The sequence below is a fragment of the Pseudoduganella lutea genome, from assembly GCF_004209755.1.
GTDB lineage: Bacteria > Pseudomonadota > Gammaproteobacteria > Burkholderiales > Burkholderiaceae_D > Rugamonas > Rugamonas lutea.
In genome coordinates, this window is record NZ_CP035913.1 from 642591 (window position 1) to 663100 (window position 20510).

General features: G+C 66.3%; 19 protein-coding genes. 9 read left to right on the plus strand and 10 right to left on the minus strand.

The window, feature by feature from the left end:
• Positions 1-2: 2 nt before the first annotated feature.
• From EWM63_RS02645 to tsaB, 4 genes are read right to left on the minus strand one after another with little or no spacing between them, the layout of a single operon-like run.
• Positions 3-1031 carry a DUF1853 family protein gene (locus EWM63_RS02645; RefSeq protein ID WP_130185156.1) on the minus strand — a complete coding sequence of 343 codons (1029 nt, stop codon included), beginning with the start codon at positions 1029-1031 and terminating at the stop codon, positions 3-5.
• On the minus strand, positions 1015-2064 hold the full coding sequence (locus EWM63_RS02650) for a uracil-DNA glycosylase (protein ID WP_229487693.1): 1050 nt from the start codon (positions 2062-2064) through the stop codon (positions 1015-1017). The genes EWM63_RS02645 and EWM63_RS02650 overlap by 17 nt, the downstream gene beginning before the upstream one ends.
• Complete coding sequence (rimI, locus tag EWM63_RS02655; protein ID WP_130185157.1) at positions 2061-2537, minus strand: ribosomal protein S18-alanine N-acetyltransferase; 477 nt, start codon at positions 2535-2537, stop codon at positions 2061-2063. The genes EWM63_RS02650 and rimI overlap by 4 nt, the downstream gene beginning before the upstream one ends.
• A complete protein-coding gene (tsaB, locus tag EWM63_RS02660; protein WP_130185158.1) occupies positions 2534-3328 on the minus strand; it encodes a tRNA (adenosine(37)-N6)-threonylcarbamoyltransferase complex dimerization subunit type 1 TsaB in 795 nt (264 codons plus the stop codon). Before tsaB ends, rimI begins: the two co-directional genes overlap by 4 nt.
• A 108-nt stretch (positions 3329-3436) precedes the next feature.
• Between tsaB and EWM63_RS02665 the strand changes: the two genes are divergently transcribed.
• Positions 3437-3859, plus strand: a complete 423-nt coding sequence (locus EWM63_RS02665) for a thioredoxin family protein (protein ID WP_130185159.1) — start codon at positions 3437-3439, stop codon at positions 3857-3859.
• 30 nt (positions 3860-3889) lie between these two features.
• Here EWM63_RS02665 and EWM63_RS02670 read toward each other — a convergent pair whose 3' ends face one another.
• Positions 3890-4354, minus strand: coding sequence for a winged helix-turn-helix transcriptional regulator (locus EWM63_RS02670; RefSeq protein ID WP_130185160.1), 465 nt, complete (start codon positions 4352-4354; stop codon positions 3890-3892).
• Positions 4355-4439: 85 nt separating this feature from the next.
• Here EWM63_RS02670 and EWM63_RS02675 point away from each other — a divergent pair, with 85 nt between their 5' ends.
• Positions 4440-5645 (plus strand): MFS transporter, encoded by a 1206-nt coding sequence (locus EWM63_RS02675; RefSeq protein WP_130185161.1) that lies wholly within the window; start codon positions 4440-4442, stop codon positions 5643-5645.
• A 17-nt stretch (positions 5646-5662) separates the two neighbouring features.
• Here EWM63_RS02675 and EWM63_RS02680 read toward each other — a convergent pair whose 3' ends face one another.
• Positions 5663-7951 (minus strand): xanthine dehydrogenase family protein molybdopterin-binding subunit, encoded by a 2289-nt coding sequence (locus EWM63_RS02680; protein WP_130190144.1) that lies wholly within the window; start codon positions 7949-7951, stop codon positions 5663-5665.
• 2 nt (positions 7952-7953) lie between these two features.
• On the minus strand, positions 7954-11070 hold the full coding sequence (locus EWM63_RS02685) for an EAL domain-containing protein (RefSeq protein ID WP_130185162.1): 3117 nt from the start codon (positions 11068-11070) through the stop codon (positions 7954-7956).
• Positions 11071-11251: 181 nt separating this feature from the next.
• Here EWM63_RS02685 and EWM63_RS02690 point away from each other — a divergent pair, with 181 nt between their 5' ends.
• Positions 11252-11764 (plus strand): DUF1993 domain-containing protein, encoded by a 513-nt coding sequence (locus tag EWM63_RS02690; RefSeq protein WP_130185163.1) that lies wholly within the window; start codon positions 11252-11254, stop codon positions 11762-11764.
• A 190-nt stretch (positions 11765-11954) separates the two neighbouring features.
• Here EWM63_RS02690 and EWM63_RS02695 read toward each other — a convergent pair whose 3' ends face one another.
• A complete protein-coding gene (locus tag EWM63_RS02695) occupies positions 11955-12149 on the minus strand; it encodes a DUF1289 domain-containing protein (protein ID WP_130185164.1) in 195 nt (64 codons plus the stop codon).
• Positions 12146-12733: a DUF1415 domain-containing protein gene (locus EWM63_RS02700; RefSeq protein ID WP_130185165.1), complete on the minus strand. Its 588-nt coding sequence runs from the start codon at positions 12731-12733 to the stop codon at positions 12146-12148. Before EWM63_RS02700 ends, EWM63_RS02695 begins: the two co-directional genes overlap by 4 nt.
• Positions 12734-12993: 260 nt before the next feature.
• On the opposite strand from EWM63_RS02700, the gene EWM63_RS02705 reads away from it, so the two are divergent.
• The 5 genes from EWM63_RS02705 (at position 12994) to EWM63_RS02725 (ending at position 19244) form a co-directional block, all read left to right on the plus strand.
• Complete coding sequence (locus EWM63_RS02705; RefSeq protein WP_130185166.1) at positions 12994-14355, plus strand: transglycosylase SLT domain-containing protein; 1362 nt, start codon at positions 12994-12996, stop codon at positions 14353-14355.
• A 272-nt stretch (positions 14356-14627) separates the two neighbouring features.
• On the plus strand, positions 14628-15419 hold the full coding sequence (gene fabI, locus EWM63_RS02710) for an enoyl-ACP reductase FabI (protein WP_130185167.1): 792 nt from the start codon (positions 14628-14630) through the stop codon (positions 15417-15419).
• A 427-nt stretch (positions 15420-15846) separates the two neighbouring features.
• A complete protein-coding gene (locus tag EWM63_RS02715) occupies positions 15847-17373 on the plus strand; it encodes a DEAD/DEAH box helicase (RefSeq protein WP_130185168.1) in 1527 nt (508 codons plus the stop codon).
• Between the two features lie 146 nt (positions 17374-17519).
• Positions 17520-18509 carry a L,D-transpeptidase family protein gene (locus EWM63_RS02720; RefSeq protein WP_130185169.1) on the plus strand — a complete coding sequence of 330 codons (990 nt, stop codon included), beginning with the start codon at positions 17520-17522 and terminating at the stop codon, positions 18507-18509.
• Positions 18510-18527: 18 nt separating this feature from the next.
• A complete protein-coding gene (locus EWM63_RS02725; protein ID WP_130185170.1) occupies positions 18528-19244 on the plus strand; it encodes a M23 family metallopeptidase in 717 nt (238 codons plus the stop codon).
• Between the two features lie 105 nt (positions 19245-19349).
• On the opposite strand, the gene mepK is transcribed toward EWM63_RS02725, so the two are convergent.
• On the minus strand, positions 19350-19886 hold the full coding sequence (mepK, locus tag EWM63_RS02730) for a peptidoglycan L,D-endopeptidase MepK (protein ID WP_130185171.1): 537 nt from the start codon (positions 19884-19886) through the stop codon (positions 19350-19352).
• 109 nt (positions 19887-19995) lie between these two features.
• Here mepK and EWM63_RS02735 point away from each other — a divergent pair, with 109 nt between their 5' ends.
• Positions 19996-20451 carry a MarR family winged helix-turn-helix transcriptional regulator gene (locus tag EWM63_RS02735; protein ID WP_130185172.1) on the plus strand — a complete coding sequence of 152 codons (456 nt, stop codon included), beginning with the start codon at positions 19996-19998 and terminating at the stop codon, positions 20449-20451.
• The last annotated feature ends 59 nt before the right edge of the window (positions 20452-20510 follow it).

Sequence of the window (20510 nt, forward strand, 5' to 3'; positions counted from 1 at the left end):
CTTCATGCGGGCGGCTTCTGCCCCGTCTCACGCCTGACCGCCGCGCGCGCGGGCCAGTCGTCGCGCACGACGAAAGCCCGCGCCTCTTCCAGCAGCCAGCCGTCCACTTCGCGTACCGACGCGATCATCACTGGCGAAGCATCGCCCTCGAATTTCTGCGCAAGGGCGGCGGCCAGTTCGCCACGGGAAAGCGGCGACGAAACGCCCTCCGACACTTCCCGTGCCGGCACCTTCAATGGCGCCAGCCACTGCAGGCGCGGCATCACCACGAAACGCCCGCCCGGGTGCCCGGCCCCGCCGGCGAAGGCGGACAGTGTGTGCCACCACCCGCGGCAATGATCCGGCGTGATGCCGGGGATGACCGGTGGATCGGTGGACAAATCGGCCGATGGATAGAACAGCCAGCCCTTGACGAGCGCCTGGGCCGACGTCACGGGCCGCGGCAGCACCGCCTGCGCGGCCGGGTGGAAAGCCAGCTCGAGCTGCTGCTCGAAGATCTTGCGCATCTTGCGGCCCAGCGTGTCGCCCAGGTTGGGCCCCACGAGCAGGTCGAAGTCGTCCGACCGGACAGTGCTGTCGAGAAGGTAGAACTTGGTGGCGAATTCGATATGGCGCAGGCCGCCATCCGGCTCGTCGAGCAGGAAGTCGAATTCGCCCACCGTTTCCTTGCCTACCTTGTGCGTGGCACGCACTTGCAGGCCATGCGCCACCAGGTGCCCATGCTGCGCGAAATAAAAGGCCATCAGCTTTTCCGCGTACAGGCCCAGGCGGGTGTAGAAGCGCCCGCCCAGCGCGGCATCGAGCGGGGCCGGGTCGGCCTCGAGTGCCGCCAGCCACGCGTCGACGTCCGGCGAGACCGGGCCGAGCGATGCGAGGCGGCCGTGCCAGTACGGCGCTTGCGCGTCGAGCAGGTCCGGGGCCTCGAGCAGCCACGCCAGCGCGCGCACATGCGGGCGCGTCAGGTGATGCCAGCGGTGCTCGAAGCGCGCCTGGCTGGAAAGCCCGTTCCCGTCGTCAGCGGCGGGCGGCATGGGCGGAACGCGCCAGGCACAGGTCGGACCATGCCCTGCCCTTGTCTTCCGGCTTCTTCAGCAGGTCGGCCGGGTGGAACGTGGCAACGACGGGCAGCTCGCCGCCCGGGTGCTCGAAGCGCAGCACCTTGCCGCGCTCGGCCATGCCGAGCAGGCCCTTCGCCGTGACGCCGCCGAGGGTCAGCGCCATGCCGGCCCCCGTCAGCGCCAGCTCGCGCTGCAGGTACGGGCGGCACGCCGCCAGTTCATCGGCGGCGGGGCGCCGCTCGGCACCGTCGTCCGCGACCGGGCGGCACTTGACCAGCGTGGTCAAATACGCGCCATGTCCCATGGGCAGGTCGACCGCCCGCAGCATGTTGTGCAGCAGCTGGCCCGGCTTGCCCGAGAAGGGCTGTTCCGCATCCTCGTCGGCCCGCGTGGGCGCAGTGCCCAGCACAAGCCAGCGCGCATTTTCGTCGCCGTTGCCAGGCACCGCCACGCGGCGCGTTTCGCAGAGCCGGCAGCGGGTGCAGCTGCGCACGGCGGCCTGCAGTTCGGGCCAGTCCATTGCCGCGATGTCCTCGTCGGTGGCAGCGGTGCGCCCGCCCCCACGCTGGACAGGCGCGGCCGGCACGGCATCGAACCAGGATGTGTCTTCACCCGCTTGCGGCGCATCGGCTTTTGCACGCGGGGGCGCCGGCTGCTTCAGCGTGGGCGCCTTCGGCGGCGGGGCCGGCGCGTCATCGAACCAGGCCATATCGTCGCCGGCTGCGGCCGGCGCCGGGGAAACGACGGGGGCCGGCGCCGGGGAAACGACGGGGGCCGGCGGCGGCCCGGCCGGCACGGCCGGGGGCATTGAAACCGGCGCAGGCCGTGCCGGCACCGGCACGGTAGCTTCCGCTTCGATGACAGGCGCCTCCTGCTCGAAGGCCATCGCGGACCCGGCGTCAGTCACGGCATGCACGCGGTCGCGCAACAGCCAGCGCGGCCCGACGCCCATCTCCCGCAGGAAGGCGCTGCTGCGCTGCGACAGGCTCATGGCACGCTCCGTCATAACGCGATCCGCATCACGATGGCATCCTCGCGCTTGCCGTCGGCCGCCGGGTAATAGCCCTTGCGGCGGCCGATCTCCGTGAAGCCGTAGCGCCGGTAGATGCCGAGCGCGCGCTCATTCGACGGACGCACTTCCAGCAGCATCGATTCCATGCCGAGTCCGCGCGCGCACGCCACGGACTGGTTCAGCAGGAAACGGCCCAGGCCCTTGCCCTGCCAGCGCGCGGCAACGGCCACGTTCAGCAGGTGCGCCTCGTCGACGACGGCCATCACGAGAAAATAGCCGAGCAGTTCGCGCAACGGGTCGCGCAGCACCCAGGCGTGGTAGCCGTGCTTGAGCGAGTCGGCAAAATTCGTGCGTGTCCACGGGTGCGGATACACGCTGTATTCGACCGCCACCACCTCGTCCAGGTCGGCCTGCCGCATCGGTTCATAGACCAGCCGCGCCAGGTCCCATGCGGGATTGAGCGTCATGGCGCGACCCCGGAGGCAGGATCGGAAACGGCAGCGGATACGGCGCCGGCAGGGTCCGCCGGAATCCCCGCCGCTTTTTCCTGCGCTTTTTCATGATTGATCACCGCCCGTTCCGCCTTCGTGTACGCGACCTTGTTGCGCAGGTACAGCGGCTGCGCGTCGGCCGCGGCCACGCCCTGCCCGGCCGTAAATGCCACGGCGCCGAGGCGGGCGACCTGCTCCGCATGGGGCAGCACGGCCGTATCGGCGCCGGCAACGAATGCCTTGCCGGCAAAGGCTTCCGCATATGCCGTCAGCCCGTTGCCGCAGGCGAGCGGCTCGCCCTGCGGGTGCACATCCTGCGGCGCCGACAGCGCGGCCGGCAGCACGGGCACGGGCACCTCGCCTGTAAACCGGTACTGCGCCCAGTACACCTCGTTCATCCGCGCATCGAGCACGGCCAGCACCTCCGCGGCGCCATGCCGCTCGCGGCAGGCCAGCGCCATCGCGTCGAGCGTGACGACCGGCACCAGCGGCAGGCCGGCACCGAAACCAAGGCCCTGGGCAATGCCGCAGGCCGTGCGCACGCCGGTAAACGAGCCGGGCCCGGCACCATAGGCGATCGCGTCGCAATCGGTCAGCGCGATGCCCGCTTCGGCCAGCAGTTCCTGCACCATCGGCAGCAACGCGGCCGAGTGCGTGCGCACGCCGTCGGAGCTGCGCGATGTCAGGCGCGCGCCGTGCAGCAGCGCGCAGGAAGCCAGTTCGGAGGATGTTTCAAGAGCGAGGATGGTAGGGGAAGACTTGGACATAGGCCGTATTTTACCTTGCGCGGCGGCGCCGGCCCAGCCATCGGTGGGCGCCGTGGCGCAGGCATCGGTAGCGCGGCGGCGCGACGGACGACGCTGTACAATGCCGAAATGCACAGCACAACCCTACACGCCGACAACCGCGCCGAAGTGGCCGCCGCGCTGGCGCAGGACCACCTGGTCGTGGCCTGCCTGTGCGCCGCCTGGTGCGGCACCTGCTCCAGCTACCGCACCGCGTTCGAAGAACTGGCGGCGCGCCACCCGGAAAAGTATTTTCTCTGGGTCGACATCGAAGACCATGCCGACCTGGTGGGCGACCTGGACGTGGAAAACTTCCCCACGCTGCTGATCCAGCGCCATGAAACGGTGGCGTTCTTCGGCACCATGCTGCCCGACCCGAACGTGGCCAGCCGCCTGATCGACACCATTGCCGCCACCGGCGACGATGAGCTGGACCGCCAGGCCGGCAGCACCGCCGAGCGCCGGCAATGGCAGCAGGCGTGCAATCTGCGCCAGCTGATGGGCACCGCCTGACCGGCGCGGCCTGGGCCAGCACGACCTGCGTCAGCGCGGCCCGGGGCCGTCCGCCACTTTCTTCACATACACGTCGGACGCCGACAATTGCTCGCCGCCGGCAGTGCGCAGCGCCAGGTCGCCGGCCGCTTCGCCCGTGTCCCGCCGCACCAGCACCGAATGCGCCTCGCCTGCCGCGAACAGGTGGCGTTCGCCCCAGCGGCGCAGCGCGACGATGACGGGGAACAGGTCGTCCCCCTTCGGCGTCAGCACGTATTCCTGGTAGGCGGATCCATCGGACGCCGGCTGGCTGGCGAGAATCCCCGCATCGACCAGCATGCGCAGCCGGTCGGCCAGGATATTGCGCGCCACGCCGAGGTTGCGCTGGAAATCGCCAAACCGCCGCACCCCGTCGAACGCATCGCGCACGATCAGCAGCGCCCACCGGTCGCCAACGAGGTCCACGCCCCGCGCCACGGGACATGGCTGCGCCGCGCTGTTTTTCTTTCCTGCCATGCCATCTCCTCACAAGTGGTTGCATTTTAAAACTACAAAGCTTACGCTACAAGTAGTTTTGATTTGCAACCACTTGGAGCCCGCCATGCATTTTTCCACCACCCGTCTCGCCTTGCTCGCCGCATCGGCGGCCCTGTGCGTCGCCAACGTCTATTACGCCCAGCCGCTGCTCGACCTGATCGGCGCCGACCTGGCGCTGGACCGCGCGATGGCGGGCGGCATCGTTACGGCGACACAGCTGGGCAGCGTGCTGGCGCTGCTGTTCGTGGTACCGCTGGGAGACCGCTTCGACCGGAAACGCCTGCTGCTGGTGCAGCTCGCCGCGCTGGCGTTCGCGCTGGCCGGCGTGGCGACAGCCGGACAGGTCATGCCGCTGCTGGGCGCGATGGCGCTGGCCGGCTTGCTGGGAACGGCGATGACGCAGGGCCTGATTGCCTGCGTGGCCGCCGCCGCCGATGACGGCCAGCGCGGCCATGTCGTCGGCGTCGTGCAGGGTGGCGTGGTGCTCGGCCTGCTGGGCGCACGCGTGGTGGCAGGCGGCATCGCCGACCTCGCGGGCTGGCGCGCCGTCTATGCGGTGTCCGCCGCATCGACCGTGCTGCTGGCAGCACTGCTGTGGCGCGCACTGCCCACTGTGCCCCCGCCAGCGCGGCCGCTACCGTACCGCGAGCTGATCGGCTCCATGGTGACGCTGCTGCGCACCGACCGGGTCCTGCGCGTGCGCGGCGTCATCGCGCTGCTGATATTCGCGGCCTTCAATATCTTCTGGAGCGCCATGGCGCTGGAACTTGCCGGGCCACCGCATGCCTTGCCGCACACGGCGATCGGCGCGTTCGGCCTGGTGGGACTGATCGGCGCACTTGGCGCGATGCGTGCGGGCCGCCTGGTGGACAGCGGCCGCGGCGAATGGACGACCGGCGTCGCCCTCGTGCTGCTGTGCGCGGCGTGGCTGCCGCTGGCCTTCACGCCGGCGTCGCTCGTGGCATTGGGGATCGGCATCGTCGCCCTGGACCTGGCCGTGCAGGCGCTGCATGTGACGAACCAGGGCCTGATCCTGCGCAGCGGCGCGGCCCCTGGCCGCCTGGTCGGCAGCTATATGCTGTTCTACGCGGTGGGCAGCGGCGCCGGTGCGCTGGCCGCCACGGCCGCGCATGCGGCGGGTGGATGGCATCTGGTCTGCCTGCTGGGCGCCGCCGTCAGCATGGCGGCGCTGGCCTGCTGGCTGGCCAGCTGGCGGGCGGCCCGGCGCGCCGCCGCACGCGCCCATGCCGTCTGTCGCTCCCCGGCCTGAGCGCCCTTTGCGGACGGTCACGCCAGCCGCAGCGGCAGGCTGCGCAGGCGCTGCCCCGTCAGCCTGAACACGGCGTTGGCCACGGCCGGCGCCACCGGCGGCACGCCCGGTTCGCCCACGCCCTCGGGCGGCTCGGTGGACAGCACGATCACCGTTTCCACGACCGGCACCTGGCCCATGCGCAGCACGGGGTAGTCGCCGAAGTTCGACTGCTGTACCGCCCCGCCTTCGATCGTGATCGCGCCGCCAAGGGCAGCGCTCAAGCCGAACGCGACGGCCGACTCCATCTGCTGCGCGATGTGCCCCGGGTTGACGGCCAGCCCGCAATCGACCGCACACACCACCCGGTGCACGCGGATAGCGCCATCCCGCACCGACACCTCGGCGACCTGCGCCACGATCGTGCCAAAGCTCTGGTGCAGTGCCACGCCGTGCGCGCGGCCGGCAGGCGGCGTGCCGGCCGCGCGCACGGCCATCGCCAGCACCGCCGCGTGGCGCGGGTAGGCAAGCAGCATCGCGGCGCGGAAGGCCACCGGGTCCTTGCCGGCCGCGTGCGCCATCTCGTCGATGAAGCTTTCCTTGAAAAACGCGTTGTACGAATGACCGACGGAGCGCCAGTTCCCCAGCGGCACCGCGCTGTCCACCGCCGCGTGGGCGATGCGCTGGTGGGGGATTTCGTACTGCATGTCGTAGGCGCCTTCGATGGTGGTCCGGTCCGGTCCCGCCGCCGGCACGCCCAGGTTGCGCAGCGTGAACTGGCCGGTCAGCGCGCCGCCGGCGCCGGTGAATTCCCAGCTCTTGATCGTGCCCGCGGCATCGAGCATGGCGGCCAGCCGCGCGACCGCCGCCGGGCGATAGACGTCATGGCGGATATCCTGCTCGCGCGTCCAGATCACCTGCACCGGCAGGCCATGGCATTCGCGCGCGACGGCCACCGCCTGCGCCACCATGTCGCCCTCGAGGCGCCGGCCAAAGCCGCCGCCCAGCAGGTATTCATGCAGCTCCACCTGCTCGCGCGCCACGCCACCGACGCTGGCCGCGATGCCGATCACGATCGACGGCGCCTGCGTCGACAGCCACAGGCGCACCTTGCCATCGGCCACCTGGGCGGTACAGTTCACGGGCTCCATCGCCGCGTGCGCCAGGAACGGCACGCTGTATTCGGCGCGGATCACGTGGCCGGGCACCTCCCCGCTGTCGTGTGCGCGTGCCGCGTCGACGTCGCCCCGGCTGAAGTATTCGTGGTGCCCTTCGCCGTCCAGCGCGCCGCGCAGGGCACCGAGGATGGCTTCGCCCGACAGGTCCGCGTGCGGGCCGGGATGCCAGCGCACCGCCAGCGCCTCGGCGGCCACTTTCGCCTGCCAGAACGTTTTCGCCACGACGGCCACGCCGGCCTGTGCGCCCGTCTGCCCACCGAACGCGCCATTGGCCGCGTTGCTGATATCGATCACGCTGAGCACGCCAGGCATGTCCAGCACGCCTGCGGGATTGATGCCGGCGAGCGTGCCGCCGAGCGTCGGCGCCATCCGCAGCGCGGCATACACCATGCCCGGCGGGCGCGCGTCGATACCGAACCGTGCCGCGCCATCGACCTTGGCGCGCCCCTCCCGGCGCGGCACGTCGCGGCCGATCAGCCGGAATGCCCGCGGCTCCTTCAGCACCACGTCGCCCGGCGATTCAAGGGCGGCGGCCGCGGCAAAGCTGCCGTAGGTGGCACGGCGGCCGCTGGCGTCGTGAAACAGTTCGCCATTGTCCGTGCGGATGGTGGACGGTGCCATGCCCCATGCGCGCGCCGCGGCCGCCACCAGCATGCCGCGCGCGGCGGCGCCCGCTTCACGCATCGGCAGCCATGCATCCTTCACCGATGAGGAACCGCCGGTCAGGCTGATGCCCAGCTCGCGCGCCACCTTGGCCAGCGTCCAGCGCGCGAATGCCTGCGCGGTGCCGGTATCGTCCGGATGAAACGGCAGCGCGTCGCGCAGGGCGGCGAGATTGGCATAGATCTTGTCGGGTGGCGCGGCGGCAATGGCCACGCGTGCCAGCGGCATGTCCAGTTCCTCCGCCACCAGCATCGGCAGCGCCGTGTGGATGCCCTGGCCCATCTCGGCGCGCGGCACGACGACCGTCACGGTATTGTCGGGTGCCAGCACGACCCAGCCGTTCAGGGCCACGGCGTCACCGCCGAACCGCAACGGTTCCGTCGCGTGCAGGCGCTGCCGCGGCGGCAGCGCGCCCCAGCCCACCACGAGCGCACCGGCCGTGGCGGCGCCGGCCAGCAGGAAGCGGCGCCGCGTCCACTGCGCCATCGTCACGGCAGCCAGCGGCGCAGCAGGTCGTCCGGCATGACCGGGCGGCTGTAAAAATACCCCTGGGCCAGATTACAGCCATGGCGCAGCAGGAAGGCGGCCTGTTCGTCCGTTTCCACGCCTTCGGCGATCACCGACAGGTTCATGCTCTTGCCGAGCTGGATGATGGCGATCGCGATTGCCTCGTCGTTGGCATCCTCGTCGATGTCCTTGATGAACGAGCGGTCGATCTTCAACGTCTGCACGGGCATCTGCTTCAGGTAGGCCAGCGACGAATAACCGGTGCCGAAATCGTCGATCGCCAGGCTGACGCCAAGCGCATGCAGGCCGTTGATGTACTGCAGCGCATCGCCCGTGTTCATGATCAGCGATTCCGTCACTTCCAGCTGCAGCCGGCCCGGTTCCAGCCCCGTGGCGCGCAGGATATCGTCCACCGTGCGCACGATCGAGCCCCGCTCGAACTGGCGCACGGACAGGTTGACGGCAATCTTCGGCACGGCCAGGCCCGCCTCCTGCCAGCGCACCATCTGCCGGCAAGCCTCGGCCAGCACCCACTCGCCCAGCTGGATGATGAACCCCGTGTCCTCGGCCAGCGGGATGAACTTCACGGGTGGCACGAGACCCAGTTCCGGGTGGTTCCAGCGCACCAGGGCTTCCACGCCGACCAGGCGGCCGGTGTCGATTTCCACCTGCGGCTGGTAGTTCAGGAACATCTCGTCCTTCTCGATCGAACGGCGCAGCCACGCTTCCAGCCGCAGGCGCTCCACGCCCTCGCCCGTCATCGACAGCGCATAGAAGCGATAGCCGTTGCGTCCGCGTGCCTTGGCCTGGTACATGGCCACGTCGGCATTGCGGAGCAATACGTTCAGGTCCGTGCCATCGTGCGGGTACAGGCTGACGCCGATGCTGCACGTGACGAACAGTTCGTGGCCCGCGACGATGAATGGCTGCTCGAACATCGCCACCAGCTTTTCGGCCACCAGCGTGGCCGAGTATTCGCTGCCCAGCCCCTCGAGCAGCACCACGAATTCGTCGCCACCCAGCCGGGCCAGCGTATCGGCATCGCGCAGCCGTGTGCGCAGGGCCTCGGACACCTGCTTGAGCAGCTGGTCGCCGATGTGGTGGCCCAGCGTATCGTTGACGTTCTTGAACCGGTCCAGGTCGATGAACAGCAGCGCCAGTTGCTCCTGCGAGCGCTGCGCGCGGTCAAGCGCGTGCTGCAGGCGGTCGTTGAACAGCAGGCGGTTGGGCAGGCCGGTCAGCGAATCGTGGTGTGCCAGGTGGTCGAGCTTGCGCTCGTGCTCCTTGACCAGCGTGATGTCGCTGAAGACGCCCGCGTAGTGCGTGATGTAGCCCTGCGAATCGCGCACCGCGGTCATGGTCAGCGCCTGCAGGAACTGCTCGCCGTTCTTGCGCAGCGCCCATAGCTCGCCATGCCAGTAGCCGGTGGTGACCAGTTCCGTCCACAAGTGCTGGTGGAATGCCGCGTCGTGGCGTTCCGAACGGGTGAGGCTGATGTCGCGGCCCAGCGCTTCCGCCTCCGCGTAACCGGTAATCTGCGTGAAGGCGGGATTGACGGCCGCGATGCGGCCTTCGCGGTCCACGACCACCACGCCGTCGGCGATGTGCTCGAGCACGGTGGCGGACAGCCTTGCCTTGTCTTCCGCTTCCTTGCGCGCCGTGATGTCGGCATACACCCAGATGCTGCCGTCGTTCGGGCGGTGCTGGTCGATCGCGCAGCCGCTGACCATGCACCAGAACAGCGTGCCGTCGCGCCGCCGGTAGCGACGCTCCTCGTTGAAATAGTCGCCCTGCCCCAGCGTGGGATATTGCCGCACGCCGGCCGCCTCGAAATCGAACGACGTGGGGAACACGATGGCCGTCGACTTGCCCACCATGTCGCCCGGCTCGTAGCCGAACAGTTCCTCGCAGCGGCGGTTCACCGACATGATGGTGCGGTGGCGTACGAACATCACGCCAAACACCACATTGTCCAGGATCGCGCCCTGCTCGGCCAGCAGCGCTTCGATGCGCATCTCGTTGTGCTTGCGCTCACTGATATCGGAGAGGATGCCGTCCACCCACGGCTCCCCGCCACCCGGCGGCACCTGCGGCTGACCCGTTTCCAGCACCCAGCGCTCGGTGCCGCTGGCATCGACGATACGGTATTCGGCCTCGTACGCGTGGCCCTCCTCGACCGCGCTCTTCAGGGTGCGGCGCTGCGCGCGGCGGTCCTCCGGCGTGATCAGGTTGACCCACGAATGCGTGGTGCCACGCATCAGCTGGGCAGCCGTGTAGCCGGAGATTTCCTCGATGGCGTCGCTGACGAATTCGATCGGCCCGTCCGGCCGGTAGCGAAACACGGCACCGGGCACCTGCGAGACGATCGTGCGGAAGCGCTCCTCGCGCTGGCGCACATCCTCGAAGAGCCGGCGCAGCGCTTCGCGCGTCTGTTCGAGCTGGCCGCCCAGCCGGCCGAGCTCGTCATTGCCGCGCACGTCGATGGGGGTATCGAAGTCGCCTTGCGCCAACCGGTCGGAAACACGCATCAGGTGGCGCAGCGGGCCGATCACGCGCTTGTCCAGGAACAGCACGATCAGCAGCAGCGAGACGGTCAGCTGGGCGGCCAGCACGAAGATGAAGGAACGGCGCTTCTCATGCAGTTCCTGCTGGCTGCGGGCATCGTCCATCTCCACCATCACGTGGCCGATCCGCTCGCCACGCACCGTCACGTCGCGCTCGGCCCGGAGCACGTTGCCGAGCCGGCGCGCCGGCGATTTCTCGTGGATGAACCCGGTGTCGGCCTGGCTGGTGACCCGCACCTGCACGACCGCCGGATCGCGCATCACCGACTGCACCAGCAGCTGGGCCGAATCGGCATGCATGTTCCACAGGGATTCCTGCAGGCCGAGCGCCAGGATGTCGGCGTTGCGCTGCAAGGTTTCGTTCAGTGCGGTGCGGGCCGATTGCTGCTCGCGCACGCCCACCAGCAGATAGCTGCCGACGATCGCAGGCACGATCAGGCCGCCCAGCACGACGAGCAGCAGGGAACCGACGATCGACTGGCCGTACAGCGCACCCAGCCGGGCACGCAGGCCGCGGGTCGGCGGCTCCCTCATGCGGAAACGGCGGGCTGGAAATTCAAGAGCATCTTGAGCAGCGCAGTATTATCGTAGCGCAATTATGCACGCAAAGCGGCAAGCTAGCCATGCATGCCGTGCGGAACTGTAGCGCCCCGTCGTGCAGGCGTCGCTGTCTGCGCAAACTTGCTATGATGCCCACTCTTTGACAGGAGTTCCCATGAGTTTTTCGATGTATTCCGCTTCGGTACCCGTGTTCCAGCAGATCCTGAACAGCCTGCTCGAGATTCTCGACAAGGCTGAAAAGCATGTCGAGACCACCCGGATCGACCCGAACGCCCTGCTGCAATACCGGCTGTTCCCGGACATGCTGCCTTTCACGCGCCAGATCCAGATCGCCGCCGACTTCGCCAAGGGCGCCGGCGCCCGGCTGGCCGGCCAGGAAGTGCCGTCCTATGAAGACACGGAAAAAACCTTCGCCGACCTGAAACTGCGCATCAAGAAGACGCTGACCTTCCTGGACAGCCTGCCGCGCCACGATATCGAACTCAGCGCCGAACGCGCGATCACCACCGGCAGCGGCGAGAAGACACGGCACTTCACGGGCCAGGCTTACCTGCTGCACTACGCCCTGCCGCATTTCTTCTTCCACGCCACCACCGCCTACGACATCCTCCGGCACAATGGCCTCGAGATCGGCAAGAAGGATTTCATCGGTACGATTCCGCAATAAGCACGACAAAAAACCGGTGACAGGCACTAATGCCGTTCAGATAAGCCAAACCCAGAGGCAGATTCCGGGGTCAGACCCGCCGGGTCTGACCCCAGCCCTTCGCTTTAGGGGTGTCTGCTTGTCGGCCAAGCACTAATTGAACAGCATTAGTGACGGGCACCGGTTTTCGCTGCCGGATTTTAGCCAGAGGTCAGCCGTTGCGGCGCGGATAACCCTGGGCCAGGATGCGTTCCCAGACCTTTTCCTTTTCGTCGGCCGACATCGACACCCAATGCGCAACTTCGATATAAGTGCGGCCGCACCCGCGGCACACATCATCGAACGTGGTCGAGCAGACGGCCACGCACGGCGTATCCGGGCGTTCGGGCAGCTTCTCGTCGCTCATTGCTTTGCCTGCGGGAACAGCTCGTTCCAGCCTTCGTGGCCGAGGTTTTCCATTGTTTCGATGTTTTTCTCGAAAATGGCTTCAGCTTCGGGGAAGGCTTCGACGGCGCGCTCGACGCTCTCCTCGCGCAGCAGGTGCAGCGTGGGATAGGGGGAGCGGTTCGTGTAGTTGCCGATATCGTCCCTGCCGGTATCGGCGAACTGGTAATCCGGATGGAAACTGGCGACCTGCAGCTCGCCGTCGAGCCCCATGTCCTCGAGCGCAGCGTCGGCCACGTCGAGGAACTCGTTGTACTCCTCGAAGTCATTCAATACGCGAGGGTGGATGATCATGGTCGTATCGACCTGTTCGGCCGGCGTGTCGGACAGGTATTGCAGCTCGTTCATCAGCATTTCAAGCAGCTCTTCCGGCGTGGTGGCATCCGACACAACGTACCGGATCTGCTTCTTGACGTGGACGGCCTTGGCGAACGGGCACAGGTTCAGGCCGATCACGGCCTTTTCCAGCCATTGTTCGGTCGCCGCGATCGCCCGCGCATGGTCCACGGCGCCATCGCTTCCGCTCTTGCTTACACTATTGTTCATGTTCAACTTCCTGGTTCTGAAATGCTGGTCCGTCATTCTACGCATCGAATGGCATTTTCGCTATTTCCTGCCATTTTGACCCGATTTCCATGGATCTCGCATGTAATTATCTTGATTCCACAGCTCAAGTTTTTTGTAACCGAGCCGACATATTGCTTGACGGCGGCGCAGCAACATCCTTAAACTCAGCCTTTGAATTGGTAGTCCGTCCCCGCGCCAGGCTTGCCCTGGTTAACCTGACGACAACACAATGGAGCACTATGCGAATTAAGTACATCTCCCTGCTGGCGGCACTCGCCGCGGCACCGGCGATCAGCCTGGCGGTAGAGTCCGCCGTGGCGACGGACCGAGTTTCCCTCCCGCTGATCCCGCTGTCCTCCGCCATCAAGGCACCTGCACCCAATCTCGCCACGCCCCCTGCATACGCCACCAAGACCTCCGCCGAAGATCCTTTCCGTGAAACGGACGTGTGGAACCGCATCCGCACCGGCTTTTCGATCCCCGACCTGAACAACCCGCTCGTGACGAAGCATGCCAACTGGTATGCCGACCGTCCCGACCACATGGCCCGCACGTCGGCCCGCGCTTCGCTGTACCTGTTCCATGTGGTGACGGAACTGGAAAAGCGCAACATGCCGACCGAACTGGCGCTGCTGCCTTTCATCGAATCGGCATTCAATCCGGTGGCCGTATCGAGCGCCAACGCCGGCGGCATGTGGCAGTTCATGCCCGGCACCGGCCGCGATTTCAACCTGAAGCAGAACGCCTTCAAGGATGACCGCCGCTCCGTGCTCGCGTCCACCGATGCCGCCCTGACTTACCTGCAAAAGCTGTATGACATGTTCGGCGACTGGCAACTGGCGCTGGCGGCGTACAACTGGGGTGAAGGTTCGGTGCAGAAGGCCATCGCGAAAAACCGCGCCGCCGGCAAGCCGACCGATTTCGACAGCCTGGCGCACCTGATGCCGGCCGAAACCCGCAATTACGTGCCGAAGCTGCAGGCGGTGAAGAACATCGTCGCCAACCCGTCCCGCTTCGGCCTGTCGCTGCCGCTGATCCGCAACGAACCCTATTTCACGACCGTCGACAAGACCAGCGACATCGACCTGGCGATTGCCGCCCAATTGGCCGAGCTGTCGGTGGACGAATTCAAGGCACTGAACCCGCAGTTCAAGCGCCCCGTCATTACCGGCGGCGAGCAGACCCAGATCCTGCTGCCTAAGGAAAACGCGGAAAAATTCCACCTGAACCTGGCGCAGTGGGGCCAGGCGCTGTCCACCTGGACCACGCACCGTGTCAGCAGCGCACGCGAAAGCATCGCCTCGCTGGCATCGAAGTTCCGCACCACCCCGGATGTGATCCGCAAGGCCAACAACCTGCCGTCGCGCGGCGTGCTGACGGCCGGTTCGACGATCCTGGTGCCGAAGATCTCCACCAGCACCCATATCGACATCCCCGTCGACATCGCCGACAACGCGACCGTCAACGTGGCCGACGAACCGGTGGCCAAGCGCAGCAACTATCGCAAGGCCAAGGCGTCGAACAGCAAGTCGAAATCGCCGATCAAGCTGGTCAAGGCGCGCGTCTCGCGCGACCAGGCGAGCAAGAAACGCAGGAACTGACCGGCCGGCCGATCGGCCAGCGGATCACATCTCCAGCACATCGAGGCTGCGCGGCCAATGGCCCCGCAGCCTTTGTCATTCCTGGCCGGATCATGTCCGTCATGCGCGCGGCCACCCGGCCCCGCAGGAATCGGCCAAACTTGCAGCCGCCGCCCCCAAGCCATACAATCTCGATCCTGCGGTAATGCGTACCCGTCATCGATTGGTCCGTCACCAACTAGAACAACAACTCATGCTTGCGCCAATGCGCGCAACAGGCAATTGGAGTAATCATGGCTTTCTTGCAAGGCAAAAAAATCCTCATCACCGGCCTGCTGTCCAACCGCTCGATCGCCTATGGCATCGCGCAGGCCTGCCACCGCGAAGGCGCCGAACTGGCCTTTACCTACGTTGGCGACCGCTTCAAGGACCGCATCACCGACTTCGCCGCCGAGTTCGGCAGCAAGCTGGTGTTCGATTGCGACGTGGCCAGCGATGAGCAGATCGAAGCGCTGTTCCGCGACCTGGGCCAGACCTGGGACAGCCTCGACGGGTTCGTGCACGCGATCGGCTTCGCGCCGCGCGAAGCGATTGCCGGTGAATTCCTCGATGGTTTCTCGCGTGAGAACTTCCGCGTGGCGCATGACATCTCGGCCTACAGCTTCCCGGCCATGGTGAAGGCCGCGCTGCCGATGCTGAAGGAAGGCTCGTCGGTGCTGACGCTGTCGTACCTGGGTGCCATGCGCGCGATTCCCTACTACAACACGATGGGCCTGGCCAAGGCCTCGCTGGAGGCATCGGTGCGCTACCTGGCCGAGAACCTGGGCCAGAAAGGCATCCGCTCGAACGGCATCTCGGCCGGCCCGATCAAGACGCTGGCCGCCTCGGGCATCAAGGATTTCTCGAAACTGCTGGGCTTTGCCGCCAGCCACGCGCCACTGCGCCGCAACGTGACGATCGAGGAAGTGGGCAACACGGCCGCATTCCTGCTGTCGCCGCTGTCCTCCGGCATCACCGGTGACATCATCTACGTCGACGGCGGCTTCTCGCATGTGATGGGCCTGAACGCCAGCGATTATCAATAATTGCAGTCGATCGTCCCGACGGCGCTCCCGCAACGCGGGCGCCGGCATCCGCGCCCGGCCTGCACGGTTTAGAAAACCGTGCAGGAATGAATCAAATCGGGTATGATGTCCTTTGTGCGTTGCAACAGACGGCGCACAAAGAAGAAGAATATAAGATTTATTCAGCTATTTAATCAGCTTCGCAAGCCTTCGCGCATCCCGGTTTCTTTGCTCGCGCTGTGTTCGATACAGCCAATGCTTATGTCCGGATGGCGCTTATAAAAAGCCCCCCGCCCCAGTGTGTCGCCGCAAATCATCGCTGCATGACACCGTCCCGGCGCAAAGCTTTTGTGCCGAAATTTCTATTCATGTTGTATAGAGTCATTTCGTTCGGTTGGCGTAGCTATGTTGCGTTCTGCAGGAACGCGCAATTTTACGAAAGATATACATGAGTTTTGAAGCACTAGGTCTCCACGCATCCATCCTGAAAGCCCTGACCGATTCCGGCTACACCACGCCGACGCCAGTCCAGGAGCAAGCTTTGCCTGCCGCAATGGCCGGGAAGGATCTGCTGGTTTCCTCGCAAACGGGCTCCGGCAAGACCGCGGCCTTCATGCTGCCGTCGCTGCATCGCCTGGCCGAACTGTCGCCAGCGGAGTCGGCCGGCCGCACGCCGAACCAGGAAAAGCAAGCCGCCCAGGCACGCGGCGAGCGCCCGCGTTTCAAGGCAGCCCAGCCGAAGATGCTGGTACTGACCCCGACCCGCGAACTGGCTTTGCAGGTCACCACGAACACCGATAAATATGCCGTCAACCTGCGTCGCCTGAAAGCCGTGGCGATCCTGGGCGGCATGCCTTATCCGAAACAGATGCAACTGCTGTCGCGCAATCCTGAGATCATCGTGGCCACGCCGGGCCGCCTGATTGACCACATGGAATCGGGCAAGATCGACTTCTCCCAGCTGGAAATCCTGGTGCTGGACGAAGCCGACCGCATGCTGGACATGGGCTTCATCGACGACATCGAAAAGATCGTCGCCGCCACGCCGGCAACGCGCCAGACGATGCTGTTCTCGGCCACGCTGGAAGGCACCGTCGGCAACATGGCGCGCCGCATCACGAAGGATCCGATGACGATCCAGATCATGCAGGCCGCCAACAAGCACGAAAACATCACGCAACGCGTGCACTTCGTGGACGACCTGTCGCACAAGAACCGCCTGCTCGATCACCTGCTGCGCGATGAATCGCTGGACCAGGCCGTGGTGTTCACGGCCACCAAGCGCGATGCCGACACGATCGCCGACCGCCTGAACATCGCCGGTTTCTCGGCCGCCGCACTGCATGGCGACATGCACCAGGGCGCCCGCAACCGCACGCTGGACAGCATGCGTCGCGGTACCGTCAAGGTGCTGGTGGCAACCGACGTGGCCGCGCGCGGCATCGACGTGCCGACGATCACGCACGTGTTCAACTACGACCTGCCGAAGTTCGCCGAAGACTATGTGCACCGTATCGGCCGCACGGGCCGCGCCGGTCGCAACGGCCTGGCGATCTCGCTGGTGAACCACTCTGAAAACATGAACGTGCGCCGCATCGAACGCTTCACCAAGCAATCGATCCCGGTCAACGTGGTCGAAGGTCTCGAGCCGAAGAAATCGGCGGCGCCACGCTCCGCCGCTCGTCCGGGCTGGAAGCCGGGCGAAGGCCGCAAGCCGGGCCAGCGCACCTTCACCCCGCGCGATGGCGCACCGCGTGACGGTGGTTTTGCCCGCGACAGCAGCCACTACCGTAGCGAAGGCACCCCGTTCCGCGCCGAAGGCCGTCCGGAAGGCGGCTTCCGCAAGGAAGGCGCACCGCGTCCTGAAGGCGGCTTCCGCCGTGAAGGCGCGCCGGCCCGCAAGGAAGGCGGCGGTTTCCGTCGCGACAGCGCACCGCGTTCCGACGCACCGCGCCGTCCGTGGGGCGAGCGCTGATCGCCAGCGTAGCGTGCAATAAATAAAAGCCGCCGGGTTCGCCCGGCGGCTTTTTTCATGGGGCTGTCGTACGCCAGCGCGTCCTGCCGAGCGCACATGTACGCTGCCGTACAGAACGACGACCAGTGCGGCGTCACACTGGGGTCATGAAAAAATTACTGCTTACCCTGCTCGTCGCTGCGCCGCTGGCGCATGCGCAAACCACGCCGGCCAGCAAGCCGGCACCGCCCGCACAACCGGCCCAGGCCGCGCAACCGGGCCAGGTGCCTGCGCCCCAGGCCCCGATCACCCCGGATGCCGTGCCAGCCGACCTGCGCGCCCAGGTCCTGCTCGACCGTGCCCACTTCTCGCCCGGCGAGATCGACGGCAAGGTGGGCAGCAATATGCGCCAAGCGATCGCCGGCTTCCAGAAGGCACGGGGCCTGCAAGTGACCGGCACGATGGACCAGGCCACCTGGAATGCGCTGGAAGACCGCCAGCCCATCCTTGGCTCCTACACGATCACCGATGTCGACGTGCAAGGCCCGTACGGCCCCGTGCCGGAATCGATGGGCGACAAGGCAAAGCTGGCGTCGCTGCATTACGAAACCATCGAGGAGGCATTGGGCGAACGCTTCCACGCCAGCCCGGAACTGCTCAAGCAGATGAACCCCGGCAAGAATTTCATGCGGGCGGGTGAAACGATCCTGGTACCGAACACGGGTGCGACAGGGCCGCTGCCGGCGGCCGCGAAACTCGTCGTCGACGACTCGGACCGCACGCTGTCGCTGCTGGACGAAAGCGGCAAGGTCATTGCCCAGTTCCCTGCCAGCACGGGCAGCGAACACGATCCGCTGCCGGTCGGCACGTGGAAGATCAACGGCGTGGGCCGCAATCCCGACTACCGCTACAACCCGAAACTGTTCTGGGATGCCAAGCCCGGCGAGGGCAAGGCCATGATCAAGCCCGGCCCGAACAACCCGGTGGGTGTGGTGTGGATCGACCTGTCGAAGGAACACTACGGCATTCACGGCACGCCCGTGCCGTCCAAGATCGGCAAGACGGAGTCGCACGGCTGCATCCGCCTGACGAACTGGGACGCCGCCAAGGTGGCCAATGTGGTCACGCCGGGCTTCGAGGTCATCCTGCAAGATTAAAACAGACGGAGGCGCATCATGAAATGGCTGCTGACATTGTTGCTGGGCGCCGTGCTGGGCGTGGTGGGAGCGGTGCTGTGGCTGGGGCGCGATGTGCCAGCGACCGTCCCTGCGGACACCGCCGTGACACCCGCGGCGACACCGGCCCCGGCACCTGCCACTCCGGCCCCCGCGCCTGCGCCTGCCCCGGCACCGGCAGCGGGCGTTCCCCTGCCCGCCAAGGACTTGCCGGAAGTACAGGCACCCGCACCGGTCAACCCTGCGGCCACCACGTTCGACCTCGACGTCAAGCCATCGACGGGCCCGTTGCTGCTGCCGGTCGCCGGCGTCAGTCCCCGTGAACTGGCGGACACGTTCAACCAGCCGCGCGGCACGGAGCGGCAGCACCAGGCGCTGGACATTCCGGCGCCAAAAGGCACGCCGGTGCTGGCGGTTGCCGACGGCAAGATCGCCAAGCTGTTCACGAGCAAACCGGGTGGCCTGACCGTCTACCAGTTCGATCCATCGGAAAAATACGCGTACTACTACGCTCACCTGGACAGCTATGCGCCAGAGCTGAAGGAAGGTAATACCATCCGGCGCGGCCAGATGATCGGCTACGTGGGCGTGACGGGCAACTCCGACCCGAATGCGCCGCATCTGCACTTTGCGATCTTTGAACTGGGTGCGGACAAGAAATGGTGGGAAGGCACGCCGGTGAATCCCTATCCTTACCTCGCCGGCACCGCCAAATAAACCAGGCAGGCGCACCGGTGCCAGGCACGTTCCCCACGAACGGGAACGTGCCTGGCACCGGTTCTTACGTCAGTAGCGGGTAGCGCTGTCCAGCGCCACCAGTGCTTACCAGTGTCTGACCCGCCCCGTATCCATGTGCACGAACTGCGAGTCGTGGTAATACCCGACCCCACCGGATTTCAACGCCAGTGCCGCCTTGTGCACGTGCTTCAAATCCTTGCCCGGAATGCGCAGGTCGATCGCCTTGCCTTCCAGGTGCATGCTGTGCCGGGCGACGCCGCCGCTGGCGGCAGCCAGCTTCGCATTGGTTTCCGGCGAGCGGTAGCCGGAAATGATGTGCACCACGTTATTGCTGCCGAATTGCGTGGCGACCTTATCCACCAGCAGCAACAATGCCGGGTCGATCGTGGCAATCGTATTGCTGCGGTGATCGCGCAACAGTTTGTTGATGTCCTGCAGCGCTTCAGGAATGAACTGCCCTTCCGCCCAGAACACGCTCTTGAGCGACTCGCCCGTGTGCGTGTTATGGAAGCGCAGGATGCGTTCATGCGGAGCGGCCACGGCCGCACGGGCCAGCGCGGGCATGCTCAATGCGGACGCGACGGCTACCGATTTCTTGAGGAATGATCTGCGTTGGTTCATCCCTGAATGATACTCCTGTTTGCCGCGGCTGGCTGCGCAGCGATTTCTATGGCGCGTTGCAACTTCTTAAAATATACTTGAGGACTCAAGTATATTTCAAGGATCGATTATGGATAACCATTCCGATAACGACCGCGGCGCCGCGGCCCTCGACTTCTGCCTGCGCCTTGCCAGGGCCCAGGCCACGGTCGTGCGCCGCCTGGACGCCGTGCTGGGCGGGCATCACGGCCTCTCGTTCAGCGACTTCATGCTGCTGCACCACCTGTCGAAAGCCCCTGGTGGGCGGCTGCGCCGCGTCGACCTGGCCGAACGCCAGGGGCTCACGGCATCCGGCGTGACCCGCACCCTGCTGCCGATGGAAAAAACGGGCCTAGTGGCCCGCATGGCGGACGAGCGCGACGCCCGCGTAGGTTTCGCGGCCATCACGCCGGCCGGCCACAACCTGCTCGACAACGCGCTGCTCACGGCCCGTGAAACCTGCGCCGAACTGCTCAGGCACGCCCCCCAGGAACAGCTCGACGCGCTGGCGGCGGTGCTCGGCAACATCCTCGGGCCCGGCGCGTGACATGCCGACGCCGCTTGGCGGTCCAGGCCGCCGCATACGATCACGGTCACACCGGTCGT